The organism is Adlercreutzia rubneri (assembly GCF_009755265.1).
In the GTDB taxonomy this organism is placed as follows: domain Bacteria; phylum Actinomycetota; class Coriobacteriia; order Coriobacteriales; family Eggerthellaceae; genus Adlercreutzia; species Adlercreutzia rubneri.
Window position 1 is genome coordinate 86816 of the sequence record NZ_WPOO01000008.1, and the last position, 17141, is coordinate 103956.

Below are 17141 nucleotides of genomic sequence, written 5' to 3' on the forward strand. Positions count from 1 at the left end.
CTTACGAATTCTGAATAAGCGAGATGAGCTCCTGCTTGGAATGCACGTCGAGCTTCTGGTAGATATGGCGAATATGGGTCTTCACGGTGCCGTCGGAAAGGTACAGTTCGCTTTGGATGAACGTGCGCGAGCGGCCCTGGGCCAGAAGGTACAGCACCTCCGTCTCGCGCGGGGACAGGCCGCGCTGGGCGGCCACGACTTCGCAGGTGCCCTTAAGGGGATCCTCCCCCGGCAACACCGGGGCGCAGGCCTCACTGATGGACTGCGTGCGCCGCAGCAGGTACCACACGACGAAGAGCGTCCCGTAGGTAGCCGCAGCAGCCACCACCCCCTGCTGGGGCCCGCGCCCGAACAGCGCCACACCCAGAAGGAGCGCCGCCGCGCTCATGCAGCCCTCAGCCACGCCGACGGCCCGGTAGGGACTCACACCGCCCAGGCGCATGGCGGCTATCATGGCCACCCAGAACAAGAACTGGGAGAACAACTCGGTGGCGATGGAGGCCTGGGCGGCCACCACCGACGGCAGGCCGAGGGCGTTCACCAAGGCGCCGTCCTGCAGGAACAAACCTCCCAGCACAATGAGGAACAGCACCACCAACTGCGACAGCATCGCCGATTCGCGCAACCGGAAGAACGCCACGTACACGGCGATGGCCAAGGCTATACCCACGGGTAGTACCAGCGTCACGTACTGGGCCCCAATCACGTTCTCGCGGCCCCAGAACCCCAGGTCGCTCACCGAGCGGGCCACGGCCGAGAGCACCGCCGCGGCAACGAGGAACACGTAGGCAGTTCGCGTGTCGGAAAGCGCCGACCAACGCGCGAAGGGAAGCCCGGCCATGCCGCGCAGCAACGTGACCCGGGCTGCCCGGTCAGCCAGGGCCGAGGCGACGATCACCGATGCGCCCGTCAGCACGGGCGAAAGACAGGTGCCCACCACCTGGAAGCTCTCGGGAAGCACACCGGTCACCGTCACGAAAACCATCTTCAGTATGCGGCTCGCCGCCAGCACGAGCACGATAGTGGAGAACTGAGGGATGCGACCGACCATGGCAATGAGCCGCACTTCGAGCCAGCCGTAGCCGGCGGCCGTAAGCACCGCGCACAGGGCCGCGCCGGCAAAGCCGAGCCCCGAAGCCTCGCTGTTCACGTACAGAATCGTGGCGAGCAGGCCTGTCACGGGAACCACCACGGCCAACGGCCGATCCAACTTTCGCGTGAAGGCGGGGAAGGCCGCGATGAGGAAGGCGCCGACCGCCAATCCGAGCGACCAGAAGAACCGTCCGTTGAGACCGAGCGCCGCGAACAAGTCGTTCACACCCACCAGCCCCGCGGCGTGCCCGAGCATATCGGGCCACATGTCCATGCAGGCGAGTCCCACGACAAGCGCGGCCACGAACCCGATCTCAAAGCTATGGGAAGCTGACTTTTCCATGGCCGACATGATAGCGCAACGATCCAACACGGACGACAACCAATACGCGGCATATCGGGAATGGCCGCCGCTTCCCGTCAGTGTTCCACACCCTCACTTCCCTGCCAGAGCCTGGCTTTGGGCGGAGAGGCGCGGGAGGGCGAAGTCTTCGAAGGCGGCCAGGGCCGGGGAGAGGGCGCTGGCCGGCGTGGCGACGCCGATTTCGATGTCGGTGCGGGGGGCCAGGGGCATGAACGCGATGGCCGAGCGGGTGTCGCGGGCGTAGATGTCGTTCATGAGCGTGATGCCGAGGCCGGCTTCCACCAGGGCGAAGGCGGCGTGGGTGTCGCGCACCGTGTAGCGCGGGCGGGGCTTCACGCCGCAGGCCGCCAGGGTGCGCGCGTTGTCGCAGTCCTCGCCGGGGTACACCTCGATGAAGGGCTCCTCGGCGTAGCGCTCGATGGGGAACGTCTTGCGGCCGGCCCAGGGATGGTCGGCCGGCAGCACGGCCACCATGGGATCGCGCAGAAGCGGCGTCCAACGGTGATCGCCCTCGCGGCGGCTCATGATGGCGAAATCCAGCTCGCGGCGCTCGAGGCTGGCGAGGAGAATGGAGCTGTTCGCCTCCACGAGGTTCACCGCGATGCCGGGGTGCTCGTCGTGGAAGGCGGCGATGATGCCGGCCAGCTGGCGGTAGAACTGGCGGTAGGCGCTGCCCACGGTGATGCTGCCGCACACCGCGCCCCGGATGGCCGCCGCCTGCTCATCGCAGGCCCGCTGGGCGGCGACGAGCTCGCTGAGCGCCGGCAGCATCGCCCGGCCGTCGGGCGTGAGCGTCACCCCGGCCTTACTGCGCGTGAATAGGGGGAATCCCAGCTCGGCCTCCAGAGAGGCCACGGCGCGGCTCATACCCGACGCGGTGTAGCCCAGCGCCTCGGCGGCAGCGGTCAGATTGCCGAGCTCCACGGTCTTCAGCACGGCGGCGCACTTCGCGGTATCCATGGCAAGCCCCCCCTTCTTTGCGAATTTCACAATGATGATATGCCACAGTGTCGCTTTTCGCAATGATACGCCATCGCTAAGATGACCGCAACAGGGCACTACCCGGCAGAGAAGGGAACCGGCGATGACGGCACGACATGCGGCATGGCTCCTCGCGGCGGTGATCGCCGCCCGGGCCACCTCGTTTCTGTTCAGCACGATCCTCTTGGCGGATATGGGGCCGCTTACCCTGCTGGGCGTGCGCTTCACCCTCGCCTTCGCCGTGCTGGTGCTGCTGTTCTGGTGGCACCTGCGCGGCCTATCGCGCCGCGCCGTGCTTCACGGCTGCCTCATGGGCGCGGCCTTCTTCGCCACCATGGCCTTCGAGCTGCACGCCCTCACCCGCGCGCCCTCCTCCACCGTGTCGCTGCTGGAGAACCTGGCTATCGTCATCGTGCCCCTCGCCGAGGCGCTGCTGCTGCGTCGCGCGCCCCGGTCGACCGTGGCCGTGGCCGCCACCCTCGCCGTGGGAGGCGTGGCCTGCCTCACTGTGGGGAACAACCTCGCAGGCACGGCGCCCTTCGGGCCCGGCGAGGGACTCGCGCTGCTGGCCGCCCTCTGCTACAGCGCCGCCATCCTCGTCACGGCGCGGTTCTCCCGCGAAGGGGACGCGCTGGCCCTCGGCATCGTCCAGATCGGCGTCATGGGGGCGCTCGGACTGGCGGCCGCCTTCCTGTTCGAGCAGCCGACGCTGCCCGCCGGCCCGTTGCAATGGGAGGCGCTGGCCGTGCTCGTCGTGGTGTGCACCGGGTTCGGCTTCACCCTGCAGCCGGTGGCCCAGCGCCACCTGTCCGCCGAGCGCGCGAGCCTGTTCTGCGCCACCACGCCGCTCGTGGCCAGCCTGCTCGGCATCACGCTCCTCGGCGAGCCGGCCGGCCCCGCCACCTTCGTCGGCCTCGGCCTCATCATATCCGCCATGGTCGTGGCGAACCTGCCCATGCGGAAGCGAACCGGAGTAACGCAGGCAGATGCGAAGGCGGGCGCAGCGAGGCAATGGGGAGCGGGCGCCGACGCAAGATCAGGCAGAACCCGCGGCGGCATCAAGTCGGACGGCACCCACGGCGGCGCGCGGACGGACGGTGCCCACGGAGGAGTTCTTCGCTGGGCTATTCGCCGTCGATGAGGTGGATGAGCTCCTCGCGCTTGTTCACGCCGAGCTTGCGGTAGATGTTGCGGACGTGGGTGCGCACCGTTGAGATGGAGAGCACCAGGGACTTCGCGATATAGGCCGGCGTGAAGCCGCGGGCCAGAAACACGAGCACCTCGGCCTCGCGGGGAGAGAGGCCGCGGGCCGCGGCCACCTCGGCGCAGCGGGCCTCCAGGGTGTTCTGCATGCTCGGCTCGGCCAGCTCGAAAGCATCGCCGGACGCGTTCGGACGGACGGGGGGCTCGGAACCGTCGGGGGCGCCTGCGCCTTCGAACTCTTCTCCGTGCGCCGCGCCGACGGCACCCCCGCCAGGGGCGTCGCCGGTGCCCGATCTTGCGGCCAGGGCCGGCTCCTCCGCGGCGGCCGACTCGTGGGGCGCCACCAGCTCGTTCCACGACGTGCGGCCGAGAAACACCAGGAGCACCGCCACGAACGCGCCGGTGAGCACCGCGAGCCACGGGGCGAAGTCGTCGGTCACCGTAAGCACCTGGGAGAGGATCTGCCCCAAAAGCGCCGCAGCTGCGGCCACGCCGCAGGCGAAGCCCGACGCCACGTTCGCCGGCAATTCGCGGTTGCGCACCACGGCGAGCAGCACCGCGCACCCCAGCAGGGCGAGGACGATGTAGAACACGTAGAGGGCCACCACCGAGGCATCCCGCGGGAACGTGCCTGCGGGAAACGCGCCCAGCACTACGAACGCCGCCGCCATAAGGGGCACGAGGATGCGGTAGGACCAGGGCAGCAGGGGCGTGCGCCCCCACAAAAAGCAGACGCCGAACATCACGAGCGCCGCAACCGCTCCCCCGAGAAACGACGCCTGCACGACGCCGAAAGCGCTATGGGCCATCACGTCGGTCATGAACGCGTACACGGCGAACCCCAGAAGGGGCAGCCAGGTCACCGACACGAGGCGGCGCATCGTGTCGGCGGGACGGGCGAGAGGAAGCGCAGGGTCGCCCATGCGGGCGGCCACCGGCGGCACGACGACTCCCGCCACGAGCAGCAGGCAGAACACGGGGACGAGCGCCGAGGGCGGCAGCAGCGCGAGAATCCAGCCGACAAAGGAGGCCGTCAGCACGACGAAAGCGCACAGGACGAGGGCCTGGTCGATGGGGACGGCCACGGCTCGGGCCCATTCCGCCACCAGCAGGGGCAGCGCCGCCCCCGCCAAAAGCCCCGCGCCTACGGCCGCCGCCGGCAGCGGCATCGGGGCGAACAGAAGGCCCACGGCGCCCATCGTGCCGAGCAGGTAGGCTGCGGCCGCGATGGCAGTGACCCGGGCGCGTGCGAACACTTTGCGCGGGCGCTGCAAGCCGCGCAGGAGCACCACGACCGACGAGGTGACGGCGGCGAGAAGCAGCGCGAACAGAAACGTGTCGGCGATTGCCTCGAACTGAGGGGCCTCGGCGAACGCCCCGATAGTCGGTGCATGGGCGGGCAGCGTGGCCACAAAAGCAACGAGAGCGAGATGAATAGGGCGCAGGGCGAGCGGGGCGCGTCCATCGTCGCCGGCATCGCGCAACGCGAAACCCTCCATGGCCTTTCCGTCTCCTTTCTTCGCTCCGGTACCTAAACGAGATGTCCGCACATCGCCGGGCGATCGCGCGACACAGCGCACCGAGCCGGCGCGCTCCCTTCCAAACGCCGATTCTAGCATCGCCGCGGGATAGCGCCCGTCGATCCGGGAACTCGTGGCCGACCTGTGATAATGCAGCCGGACGCATCTGTTTCCGACTGCGTTTTCCACAATACCCAAAAAGTGCGATGTCCTTACCCATAAGCGGCGATGGCGCCCGACGGCCGCACTCCCTATAGTGGACGTCGTTCCTCTTGGAGGCGGACTCCCACGGCTTGGTCTTCTGGGGCCATTGAGGCCAGGCCGCTCCGCCTTCACCAAGGGCTATGCGGGAACCTGGCGCAGCGCGCCGGGAACTCGAGGGGCGGCGGTTCTCCTTTCTGGCCGCCGCCCGCTTTCTTTACCTTGTGCTAACTCGGAACGGCCGCGTATCATCAGGGGGACCACGGCCGGAATCGCAGGGCCGCCGCGTCGGAGAGAGACGCAGCGGCCCTTCTTTTTTCGGCGAGGCCGCTCTAGAACGGGCTCGTATAGAGGCGCAGGCCGTCGGGGAGGCGCACGAGACCGGCATCCTGGAGCCACGAAGCGGCCGGAGTGGCCAGAACATCGCGGCCGTTGAAGTGCTCGACGACGATCTTGCGTCGCGCGGCAGAGGCGCCCTCGCGCTTGAGGGCGGCGCGCACCGAGGCGACCAGGGCGGCGACGGCCGCCTCCAGCAGTTTTTCGTCGCCTGAAAACGCCAGCAGCGATTTCAGACGCGGCGCGGCCCAGAGCACCGGCACACCGTCGGCGATGACCACCATCGCCCCCTCGCGGCGGGACGGCCGCGCGGCCACGACGGCGGAATCGACCGCAGGGGCGTCGCCCGCCGCACCCCACGCCACGTCGGACCAGGAAATGCCGGCGCCGAAGAGGCACGCGGGGTCGTCGGCGGGAAGCGCGACGAGGGAGACGGGCGTTGACGCATCCGCAGGCTGGGCGAAGGCGCGCAGGGCCTCCACGGTCTCGCGCTGGGCAAACTGGGCCGGCCCCATGCCCTCCACGAACATGCCGCGCGCCAGATCGCCCGCGTCCTCCATGGCCTTGAGCACCGGGTACAGCGTCGTAAGCCCGCCGGGCACACCTGCCGCCAGCGCGATGTCGCGCGTCACAACCCCGTAGCGGTCGAGCAGCGATTCCACCAGAGACACCGCTTGTACCGTGGAACTCTGGCCGCTCGGCGCCAGGGCCGACCAGCGCCCGGCGAGGGCGGCGTCGAAGGCGGTCGCCGCAACCTGGCGGCCCACCACGGCCGCACGGGCCGCCATGCGGGCCTCACTGCGAAGAGACCGGCCCCGCCGGCTGCTCGCCCGCCGCCGCGAGGGCGAGGGCGTCTGGCCGCTGGCCGCGGACGCCGATGCCGCTGCGGCCAGCCCTCCGGCGCGGGGAAAGCCCAGACCGTCGCTGGTCGCCTTCCCCTGCCACACGAGCCGCTGCAGCGCCTCGGCCACCTCGCGATCCGTCGGCGCCACGGGCCCGGTGAGCCGCGCGGCACCATCCGCCAAGGCGCGAAATGGAAGCGGCCCTTGGGCTGCCAGCACGTGGCGCACGATGACATCCAGCGGAGGGTCTTCCAGGGCGCCTGCGTCATCTTGGCCCGGCTCGGCTACAGCGACTTCCGCCACGCCCGCCTGGGTGTCCTGGGACACTGGCGCCAGGGGCGAGTCCGTCGGGAAGAACGAGACGAGGTGCGCCTCCCCCGCTATCGACGCCGTCCACAGCACTTCGCCTGCGGCGATGAGCTCGTCCAGCATGGCAGGCCGATAGTCGGGCACGCGGACCGGCATCACGTCTCTCTCCCACTGCTCCATGGGGAGGGCCGCGCCCTCGAACTGCGCGATGACCTGGGCTACGCCGTCAATGCCCGCAAGCGTCGGCTCACCGGTGCGCGCGACGTCCTGGCGATCCAGCAGGAAGCGCACATAGGCGTCGGCGGGAACGGGGCGCACCGCCTCGCGGGCCCGGGCGAGGGACCGGCTGCGCAAGCGGGCGAGCACGGTGCCGTCCGCCCAGCGGTCGGGCCCGAGGCGCACGAGCCTCCCCTCGGCGGCCAACCGCTCCAATGACTCCGCCGCAAGCGCCACGCCGACCCCCAGGCTAAAAGCGGCCTCTTCGCTGTCGAAAGGCCCGTGGGTGCGGGCGAAGCGGGCCGCGAGGCCATCCAGGGGACGGGACAGCTTTCCCTCCCTCTGAGCCCAGGAGGGAACCGCAATGCCGAGCACCGCGCTCAAACGCGGGCCGTCATCGGCGGCGACCCATCTTTCCGCTCCGCCGATGACGGCGGGGAAAGCCCGCCGGTCCGCTTCCAAATTAGCAAGAAGAGCAGCCGCATCAGCGCCCGCGGAAAGAGCGCCCGCCTCGCCGTTCTCAGTGCGCGCAGCGACCTCCTCCACCGTGAGCGGCCCCAACTCCCGCAGAAGGTCGGCCACGCCTTCCGCGCCCCGCGCCTTCCAGCCCGCGACCGTCCGCTGCAGCTCGGCCACGGTGCGCGCCACCACCTCCGCATCCAGCATATCTTCCACAGCACCGGTGCCCAGAAGCTCGCCCAGAAGCGCCGGATCCACAGACAGGAGCGACGCCTGGCGCTCGGCATGGGGTAGATCGCCCTCGTAGAGGTGCTCGCCCAGATACCCGAACACGAGCGGCGCCGCGAAGGGCGACGGCGCGGCCGTGCGAACTTCGCTCATCTTGATGGAGCCCGAGTCAAGACCGTCCATCACCTCGCGCAGGGCTGGCAGGTCGAACACGTCCTGCAGACACTCGCGCAGAGCTTCCAGAACGATGGGGAAATCCTCCTCGCGCCGGGCCGCCTCCAAAAGCTGTCCGCCCTTGAGACGCTGCTGCCATAAAGGCGCCCGCTTGCCCGGGGCCGTCGGCGCCATGAGCAGAGCCCGGGCCGCGCATTCGCGGAAACGGGCGGCGAACAGGGCCGTGAACCCCACGCGCTCGCGCACGATGGATTCCAACTCGTCGGGATTGAAGCGGAACAGATCGCTTCCCGGTAGGGCGTCCTCGGTGGCGGGCACGCGCAGCACGATGCCGTCGTCGGAGGCCACCGCCTGCGGGTCGAAGCCCAGCGTGGAGGTAATGCGATGGGCCACGGCCAGCGCCCAGGGCTCGTGCACGCGGCGCCCGAAGGGAGAATGCAGAATGACGCGCATATCGCCCGTTTCATCGGGGCATGCCTCCACCACGAGCCGCCGATCCGTGGGCACCGCCCCGGTACAGGCGCGCTGCGCCTCTATGAGAGCCGCCAAGTTGCGCCGGGCGTCCTCGTCCAGCCCGTCGGCCATCAGGCGATCGCGCAGCGCCGGAGTCATGGCATTCTTCCCCGAACGAGCCTCCGGCGCTTCGTCCCGTTCGGCAGCGCGCGCAATACCGCCGTCGAGCGCCCGCACAAGAGCCCCCCGGGCGCGGCCCGTCTCGTAGGGGCGACCAATGGCCTCGCCGTGCCAGAAAGGCAATCGCGCGGCGCGTCCCGGGGCCGCTTCCACGATAACCCGGTCGGCACCGATCTCCTTGATGCGCCAGGTGCTCGTACCCAGGGCGATGATGTCGCCCACACGCGACTCCATCACCATCTCCTCGTCCAGCTCGCCCACACGCCGGCGCCCCTGACGGGCGTCGCCCTCGGGCAGCACCACCGAGAACATGCCGCGATCGGGAATGGTACCCGCCGCCGTTACGGCCAGGCGCTGGGAACCGGGGCGCGGCGTGAGCAGCCCCGTCTCGCGATCCCACAGGATGCGCGGCGCGAACTCGGCCACCTCGCCCGAGCCGTAGCGCCCGGCGAGCATGTCGAGCACTCCCTCGAAGGAGCGTCGGCCCAAATCGGCATAGCAGGCCGACCGCCGCACGCAGGCGAGCCACTCGTCGGCCGCCAGACCGTCTGGCGTCATGGCCACGGCGGCCACGGTCTGCTGGGCCAGCACATCGAGCGCATTGCGCACAAGCCGCGTGCTCTCGATGGCGCCGGCCTCCATGCCCTCGGCCATGACGGCGGCATCGATGACCTCCACCCGGGTACGCGGGAAGATGACGCCCTGGGAGCGGCCGCCCACCCGGTGGTTCGCCCGTCCCACGCGCTGCAGCCCGCTGGCCACCGAGGGCGGCGCGGCCACCTGCAGCACCAAATCGATGGAACCCATATCGATGCCCAATTCCAAGCTGGAAGTGGCCACCACGCAGGGCAGCTCTCCTGCCTTCAGCTCCCGTTCCACCTGCAGCCGCTTCTCCTTGGAGACCGAGCCGTGATGGGCCTTCGCGATGACCACCGCGGGCTCGGTCACCAATTTGGTGGTGGAGCCGATGTCGGAGCGGAAGCTCGCTCCCGGCGCGCCTCGCATGGCATCGGCGCCCGTGGGCACGCCGCGCACCGCATCGTCGCCGAAAGCCGTCGCATCGCCGCTACCCGCAGCGGCCCAGAAGCCGGCCACCTCGGAATGGGGCGCATCCAGGCCAAGGCGCTTCGCGTACAGCTCGTTCAAACGTGCCGTCAGCTTCTCGCACAAACCGCGCGAGTTCACGAAGACAATCGTGGATTTATGGGCCAGCACCTCGTCCAGAATGGCCGCCTCGATATGGGGCCAGATGGAGGAGCTGCCCAGGCGGCTGTCAGGATGCGGCGCGGGCGACGCGCCCTCGGCCATGACGGCCCGCAGCGCCCGATCGGATTTCCATGCATCCTCGACGGGTGCCCGGCGCGGACCGGCGCCCCGCTGTCGCGTGCCGTCCCCGGCACCGGCAAATCCCCCGAAGGCGGGGACGGCCGTCATGTCGCGCACGGGCACGCGCACCGAAAGATCGAGACTCGGGGGCGCCTCCGTGGACACCACCGTCACGGGCCGCGTGCCGCCGAGGAACCGGGCCACTTCCTCGCGCGGGCGCACCGTGGCCGACAGCCCGATGCGCTGGGCCGGAGCCTCCAGCAAATCGTCTAGCCGCTCCAAAGACAGCGACAGGTGCGCCCCGCGCTTGTCGCCGGCCAGGGCGTGCACCTCGTCCACGATGACCGTCTCAACCGTGCGCAGCGCCTCTCGGGCCGCCGAGGTGAGCATGAGGTACAGCGACTCGGGCGTCGTGATGAGAATGTCGGGCGGATTGCGGGCGATCTTGCGGCGCTCGTCGGCGGGGGTGTCGCCGGTGCGCATGGCCGTGCGGATTTCGGGGGCTTTCGCACCGCAACGCGCGCCCTCAGCGGCTGCGAGCTCGGAAATGGCTGAAAGCGGTCCCTGCAGGTTGCGGTCCACATCGGCACCAAGTGCCTTTAGCGGCGATACGTACAGCACACGCACGCCGCGAACCCACTTCTCGCCCGCCTCGGCGGTGCGCGCCTTCTCGGCCATAAGCGCATCGATGGCCCACAGAAACGCCGCCAACGTCTTGCCCGAACCCGTCGGCGCTATCACGAGCGCGTTCTCGCCCCGCGCGATAGCCTCCCACGCCTCGCCCTGCACCGCCGTGGGTGCCCCGAAGGCATCGGCGAACCAGTGGCGCACCGGTTCCGAGAACGAGGCCATGGCCTCAGCATCATCCATAGGTAAGTTCCCCTATCAACTACTGCTCTTAAGCCACGTCCACTGATGCAAGGTCTTTGTCGACAAGCCACCGCAAATAGTCGGAACGCTTCATGCCCAAGCTATCCGCCCGCTTATCCATGCGCTCGATCTTCTGCTCGGTCTCCTTAAAGCCCACGAGCCTCAAATGCTCCCCGAACTTAAGGGGTCGCCCGACGATCACCTCCCCCACCGGCACGCCATCAACGTCTCCGGCATCCCATGGCGCAGCAAGAGCCTCAATCTCCTCCCGGGTTACGCCAAACATCTCTTCAATTTCCTTGTCGGTTTTCATCATTACCTCCTGACCATGCCCAGCTCTCGAAGGACTTTTTCCGAAGGAGGCGTCATGGCGTGATAAATAAGCACTCTGTCTCCTTGGTCTCTTGCAACCATCTGAATGGGTCGATGCATTTGGTCGAACCCAATAGCAAGAATCTTATCTTCATCCGGAGATGCCCTGTGCTGCTGCACTACAAAATTCCTCCAAGCATACTCGATTTCCCTACTGCTCAAATCATGCTTGAGCGCGTGCTCGTGCACAACGATTTCGATCATCGCTACCTACTTTCGTTAAACGAAATTATACTGCAGGGCGAGCGGCTCAGCAACAGCTATAAGCAAGCGTTGCCTCGCTGAAACCGTCTGAGAAAATGTGAGGGAAAACGGCCCATGACAGCCTCCTTTACATCGGACGGCTGTCCTTCAAGCACAGAAGTTAGGGATATACCCAGCCTTTAGAACATTTGTTTTCGTTCATTATAAGGGAACAGATGTTCTTGTCAAGAGTAAGTTTCGCCAACTTGTCTATGAAGCCGAGCTATTTCCCTCTCCCAGAGCGCCGTTCCTCCTTTCCAAGGCCACCCGCTCGAAAAGCCATTACAATGGAGGCGTCCGATGGAACGTGAACGACCGCGAGGGGAGAAATCGTGCGCAGCAACGAGGTGGCAAAATTGGCCGGCGTGACCGTGCGCACGCTGCGGCACTATCACCAGCTGGGGCTTCTGTCCGAACCGCCGCGGCGCGCCAACGGGTACCGCGACTACTCCCCTGCCGACGTGGCCCGCGTGCTGCGCATCAAGCGCCTGGCCGCCCTGGGCTTTCCCCTCTCGCGCATCGGGGACGTTCTGGAAGAGATGGATGCCGAGGGGCACGCGACATCCGCGAGCGCCTTAGACGAGCTCGACCGCGAGCTGGCCCTCGAGATCGCAAGGCTGCAGGAACAGCGACGCACCATCGCCGAACTGCGCGCCGAGCACCTCGATCCCGATCTTCCCGTGCGCTTCGCCCGCATCCTGCGCAAGCTCGCCGGCGTGGACAGCCTCGCCGAAACCTCCCCCGACGACCGCACCGCCCTCATCGTCGCCGCGCACCTCTACGACGAGAAAGAGCTCGGTGAGCTGGAGCGCGTCGTGGATACCATCGCAAGCGAGAGGCTCGTGGAGGCCATGGAACGGCTCGACGAGAAGCTCTGCGCCCTCGCGCCCGATGCCCCCGAGCAAGAGCGCGCCGCACTCGCCGCCGAGTCCCTCGAGACGCTTGTCCCCGTCATCGCCTGCTTCGATGCCGCCAACTGGCTGCGCCCCGCCACCGACCGCGAGCGATTCCTGGACGAAATAGCCTTCGCGGGCTACAACGAGGCCCAGCAGGACGTGTACGACCGCATCGAGCGCGGCATCGAGGAGATCATGACCGAGCGGGCGCAACGGGAGAATGCGACTGCGGCCTCTCCACAAGTCGTCCACGAGCCGTTTGACTCCGACGCAACGTCATAGTTTTTACTGGCCCCTCGAACCCCTGACCCGCCGTTCGAGAAAGGCCCCGCCATGACCCTCGCGTCCCCGAAATTCCGCCGACCGCGCAAGCCGTACCGGCCGCGCAAGACCGCTCCCCGCTACCTGCTCTCCTGCGCCTGCTCGCTGCTGGGCAATTCCGTGGCCAGCGTCGTCTTACCGCTTGTGCTCCTCGCCACCACCGGCGACGCCCTGGCCGCTGGCACCCTCGCGCTCATCTGTGCCGCACCCCAGTTCGTCATCGGCCTTGTCGGCGGGGCGCTCACCGACCGCTTCAACCGACGCAACGTCTCTGTCGTCTCCGACATCCTGTCGGCGGCCAGCGTGGCTTTGCTGCCCATCGTTGATATGATCTGGGGACTCTCCTTCGGCTGGTTCGTGGCACTGGGACTCCTCGGCGCCGTCGGCGACATCCCCGGCATGACGGCCCGCGACTCCCTCGTGCCCGCCGTCTGCGAGCGCGACGGGCGCAGCCTGCAAAAGTTCATGGGCCTCACGCAATCGCTGGACTCCCTCGTGGTCATCGCAGGTCCCGCGTTGGCCGCCTTCCTCATGGGCGCGGCAGGAAGCGTGAACGCCCTGTGGTTCACGGCCGCCATGTCGCTTTCCGCAGCTCTTCTCACTCTCACGCTGCCCCGCTCCCTCGGCGCCGTCTGCGGCGCGGCAACCCCCGCCGCCAGCCCGACCGGCGTCCCGGCCGCCAGAGTTGTCAGCTCCACCAAAGACGAATCCCGACGCGGCCTTCTGCCCGACGCGTGGCAGGCCCTGCGCGACGGCGCGCATGTGCTGTTCGCGAGCGATACGCTCTTGCGCTCGTCCATGCTCATCAGCTTCGGCATCGTCATGGTGATGGGCTCGCTCCAGGGCCTCGTGCTGCCGGTGCATTTCACGGCCGCGAACAGCCCGGAGCTGCTCGGCTACGTGCTGTCGGCCATGTCCGCCGGCATGCTCGCAAGCTCGCTCGGCTATGCGGCGCTCGCCCACAAGCTGCGCCGCCGCACCTGGTACATCCTGTCGCTCACCGGCATGGCCTTGGGAATCTTGGGGCTGGGCCTTCTGCCGTCGTTTCCGCTGCTCATCGCGAGCGCACTCATGCTGGGGCTTTCGGCCGGCCCCATCTCGGCCCTGCTCGGCTTCTTCATCTTCGACCGCATTCCCGCTGCAAATCGCGGGAGCGCCCTGGGGACGCAAAATTCGCTCACCTTGGCCGCCGCGCCCGTGGCCATCTTTGCCACCTCGCTCGTCGTGGAGGGCGCCGGGGTGTCCGTGGCCGCCCTGGCCCTCGCCGGGTGCTGGATGCTCATCACCGTGTGGGCCCTCAACACCCACAGCCTGAAGTACCTGGACGACAAGGAGAACCACCTCGACCCCGTTCCCTTCGTTCCCGACGCCGAGCGCATCTAGCACCTCGCGACGCCCGAAAGCCAGCAGTACGACTAGCTGGCTTTCAGCGGCGCAGCCATCTGGCAACGGTCTTCGAACAAGTTGCCTGCGAGCCGGAAGGCGGGCGCCCCGCAGGCACACCATGGAGCCGGAATCATTCCCCAACCAAGGAGACACCATGGCTTGCACAACGCTTCTCGTGGGCCGCCGCGCCACCAACGACGGCTCCACCATCGTCGCCCGCAACGAGGACGGCGAGGACTTCTCGTTCGATCCGAAAAAGATGATCGTGGTCATGCCAGAGGACCAGCCGCGCACCTACACCGGCGTGGCCAGCCACCTGACCATCGATCTGCCCGACAACCCTCTGCGCTACACCTGCACGCCCAACGCCGACCCGGCAAATGGCGTGTGGGCCGAAACCGGCATCAACGCGGCGAACGTGTCCATGTCGGCCACCGAGACCATCTCGGCCAACGCCCGCGTGCTCGGCGCCGACCCGCTCGTCACCTACCAGCCGGCCGTCGGAAAGCCCGGCGACGCCAACTACAAGCCCGAGGTGCCCGGCGGCATCGGCGAGGAGAACCTGCCCACCATCACGCTGCCCTATATCAAAAGCGCCCGCGAAGGCGTTGCGCGCCTCGGCATGCTCGTGGAGAAGTACGGCACCTACGAGACCAACGGCGTGGCCTTCGGCGACGCGGACGAGGTCTGGTACTGGGAGAACATCGGCGGCCACCATTGGATCGCACGGCGCGTGCCCGACGACTGCTACGTGGTGCAGCCCAACCGCCAAGGCATCGATCACTTCGATTTGGCCGACGCGCTGGGCGATCAGCACGACTACATGTGCAGCGCCGATCTGGCCCAGTGGATCCGAGAGAACGATCTGCTCATGGACATGCCTGCCCACGAGGACGATGCCGGCGAGACCGTCGAAGGGCTGCCGCGCTACTTCAACGCCCGCATCGCATTTTCCACCTACACCTGGCTCGACCAGCTGTACAACGCTCCGCGCAAGTGGTACCTCTGCCGCCGCCTGACGCCCTCCGATCCGCGTTTTGCCGGCCCGGCGCCCGAGTTCGGTCCCGAGAGCCTCGACATCCCCTGGGCCATGCGCCCCGACAAGAAGCTGTCGGCGTCGGATGTGAAGGATCTGCTCGCCACCACCTACGACGGCACCGAGTACGACCCCTACGGCACCAAGGGCACCCCCGCCACGCGTCATCAGTACCGCTACGTCGGCATCGACCGCACCTCCGAGTGCTCCATCCTGTGCATCCGCCCGAACGCTCCGGCGGCCCTGCGCGGCGTGCACTGGTTCGCCCCGGCCTCCGGCCCCTTCAACACCGCCGTGGCCCTGTACGCGAACGTGAAGGCGATGCCCGCCTACCTGGACACACCCACCGCGGTGACCACCGACAGCCTCTACTGGAACAACCGCCTGGTGGCCGGCCTTGCCGACCCGCAGTTCTTCGAGAGCTACGAGGCCATCCAGGGCTATCGCCTGAACACCATGGCCCAGGGCTACCAGTCGCTGCGTGAGACCGACGCCGCGCTTGAGAAGCTCGCTGCCGAAGGCAAGGCGAACCTGGACGATATGGACGACCCGACGGTGATCGCCGAGCTCGAGCGCGCGAATCAGGCGCTCGTCGATAGCGTGCAAACGCAGACCCGCGCTCTGCTCGGCACCGTGCTCGACCAACGCACGGTCACGATGAAGAACGCCTTCAACATGAACGACCACTGAGAGCGCGCCGTTGCGCCCCCGAGCGCAACGCCAATGCCTGATTGGGGCCGGCCCCGGCGCCTCGCCATTCGCTGGCGACGCCGAGGCCGGCCTTTTCGCATTCACGGTTCTTTCGCATTCACGACCCTTTTCGCATTCACGCCCCACTCGCTCCCCTCTCCCTGCAACACAGGGCTCTTCTCGTGCAAGTGAAGCGGCGCCCCCTTGCCGTCGCTGCCTCGTCGAGGCACACTAGCGCTACGGACAGGAGACGGAAAGGAGCGCCCGTGAAGCTGACCGTGGAAGAGCGGCCCGACTTAGAAGAGGCGGAGGTCACCATCCGCTGCCCGGCCATCGACCGGCGGGTGCGGGCCATCATGGCGACCGCGAACGCAGTGGATTGCCGGCTTCTCGGCACCGACGGCACAGGCACGTTCATCGTGGAACCGTCGGAAGTGCTGTACGCGGAAACCGTCGACGGCCGCACCTTCCTCTACGGCCGCGACCGCGTGCTGGAGAGCCCGCTGCGCCTCTACGAGCTGGAAGAGGCCCTCGCCGGCACCGAGTTCGTGCGGGCCTCGAAATCTCTCATCGTGAACTTCGACCACGTGCGGGCGCTTCGCCCCTACCTGAACGCCCGGCTGGAGCTGGTACTCGATAACGGCGAATCCGTCATCGCCTCGCGCCAGTACGCCCCGGCCATCAAGCAGAAGATCGGGCTGTAGAAAGGATTCGCCATGAGAAACATCGTCAAGAGCGCCTTTGTCCGCGCCTGCATCACCTTCACCGTCGCCATGGCCCTCTGGTGCACAGCCGGCCTCATCTTCGCCGGGCCCGTCGAGGGCATCGTCATCACGCTCTCGCTGCTCGCCGCCGCCTTGGCCCTGTGCGCCCTGCAGGCATTCTGGTTTACCGAGGCGGTCATCGGGCGATTGAGCTACCCCGCACGCATCGCCGGGTTCGGCCTGACGGGCCTTCCGGCGCTCGTCCTGTGCGCCGCGCTCGGCGGTTGGTTCCCCCTGGACAACATCGGCGCCTGGGTCAGCTTCGTTGCCATCTACCTGGTCACCCTGGCCGCCATCACCGCCGGCTACACTATCTACTACCGTCGCACCGCCGGCAGCTTCGACGCCGCCCTCGCCCGCTACCGCGAAGGCCGGAAAGAGTAGGCCATCGCGACGAGAAGCGATTACGTCGGTCCTCGTCCGCGCTTTCCCCGCCCGGAAGGCCGAGTGCGCCGATTTAGTAGGAAATCTGCACTTATCAGCGTCTGGAAGGCTCCTACAGTCAATTATTATATTGTTCTACGTTAATTTCGACGGCTTTTTTCAATCCAGGGGGGTGCGGACTCCAAGTTGGACACCCAGGTGTCCGGAAGGGAGTTCGAATGTACGACAAGAGGGCCAAGCAGGATGCGCTGGATCTGTGGTTCTCGATGCCCGGCGAGATGTCCGTGGATGACTT

Annotated in this window: 12 protein-coding genes; 6 read left to right on the plus strand and 6 right to left on the minus strand. The window is 67.7% G+C overall.

The window, feature by feature from the left end:
* Position 1 precedes the first annotated feature (1 nt).
* On the minus strand, positions 2–1435 hold the full coding sequence (locus GO707_RS06390; protein ID WP_173114040.1) for a response regulator transcription factor: 1434 nt from the start codon (positions 1433–1435) through the stop codon (positions 2–4).
* A gap of 93 nt (positions 1436–1528) precedes the next feature.
* A complete protein-coding gene (locus GO707_RS06395; RefSeq protein ID WP_157012574.1) occupies positions 1529–2416 on the minus strand; it encodes a LysR family transcriptional regulator in 888 nt (295 codons plus the stop codon).
* Between the two features lie 124 nt (positions 2417–2540).
* Here GO707_RS06395 and GO707_RS06400 point away from each other — a divergent pair, with 124 nt between their 5' ends.
* The gene (locus GO707_RS06400; protein ID WP_157012575.1) at positions 2541–3578 is read left to right on the plus strand and encodes a DMT family transporter; all 1038 of its coding nucleotides are present in this window, start codon (positions 2541–2543) and stop codon (positions 3576–3578) included.
* Here GO707_RS06400 and GO707_RS06405 read toward each other — a convergent pair.
* The 4 genes from GO707_RS06405 to GO707_RS06420 all read right to left on the minus strand — a co-directional run bounded on the left by GO707_RS06405 (position 3562) and on the right by GO707_RS06420 (position 11330).
* Positions 3562–5139 (minus strand): response regulator transcription factor, encoded by a 1578-nt coding sequence (locus GO707_RS06405; protein ID WP_157012576.1) that lies wholly within the window; start codon positions 5137–5139, stop codon positions 3562–3564. The genes GO707_RS06400 and GO707_RS06405 overlap by 17 nt on opposite strands.
* A 554-nt stretch (positions 5140–5693) precedes the next feature.
* On the minus strand, positions 5694–10754 hold the full coding sequence (locus tag GO707_RS06410) for a DEAD/DEAH box helicase (protein WP_157012577.1): 5061 nt from the start codon (positions 10752–10754) through the stop codon (positions 5694–5696).
* 28 nt (positions 10755–10782) lie between these two features.
* Positions 10783–11040, minus strand: coding sequence for a hypothetical protein (locus GO707_RS06415; RefSeq protein ID WP_157012578.1), 258 nt, complete (start codon positions 11038–11040; stop codon positions 10783–10785).
* A gap of 29 nt (positions 11041–11069) precedes the next feature.
* Positions 11070–11330, minus strand: coding sequence for a hypothetical protein (locus GO707_RS06420; protein ID WP_157012579.1), 261 nt, complete (start codon positions 11328–11330; stop codon positions 11070–11072).
* 371 nt (positions 11331–11701) lie between these two features.
* Here GO707_RS06420 and GO707_RS06425 point away from each other — a divergent pair, with 371 nt between their 5' ends.
* The 5 genes from GO707_RS06425 to GO707_RS06445 all read left to right on the plus strand — a co-directional run bounded on the left by GO707_RS06425 (position 11702) and on the right by GO707_RS06445 (position 16846).
* Entirely contained in the window at positions 11702–12547 is an 846-nt protein-coding gene (locus GO707_RS06425; RefSeq protein ID WP_335878765.1) for a MerR family transcriptional regulator, read from the plus strand.
* Positions 12548–12598: 51 nt separating this feature from the next.
* Positions 12599–13969 carry an MFS transporter gene (locus tag GO707_RS06430; RefSeq protein WP_157012580.1) on the plus strand — a complete coding sequence of 457 codons (1371 nt, stop codon included), beginning with the start codon at positions 12599–12601 and terminating at the stop codon, positions 13967–13969.
* Positions 13970–14126: 157 nt separating this feature from the next.
* A complete protein-coding gene (locus GO707_RS06435; RefSeq protein WP_157012581.1) occupies positions 14127–15698 on the plus strand; it encodes a C69 family dipeptidase in 1572 nt (523 codons plus the stop codon).
* A gap of 266 nt (positions 15699–15964) precedes the next feature.
* Positions 15965–16402 carry a LytTR family DNA-binding domain-containing protein gene (locus GO707_RS06440; RefSeq protein WP_114539250.1) on the plus strand — a complete coding sequence of 146 codons (438 nt, stop codon included), beginning with the start codon at positions 15965–15967 and terminating at the stop codon, positions 16400–16402.
* 12 nt (positions 16403–16414) lie between these two features.
* Entirely contained in the window at positions 16415–16846 is a 432-nt protein-coding gene (locus GO707_RS06445) for a hypothetical protein (protein ID WP_114549142.1), read from the plus strand.
* The last annotated feature ends 295 nt before the right edge of the window (positions 16847–17141 follow it).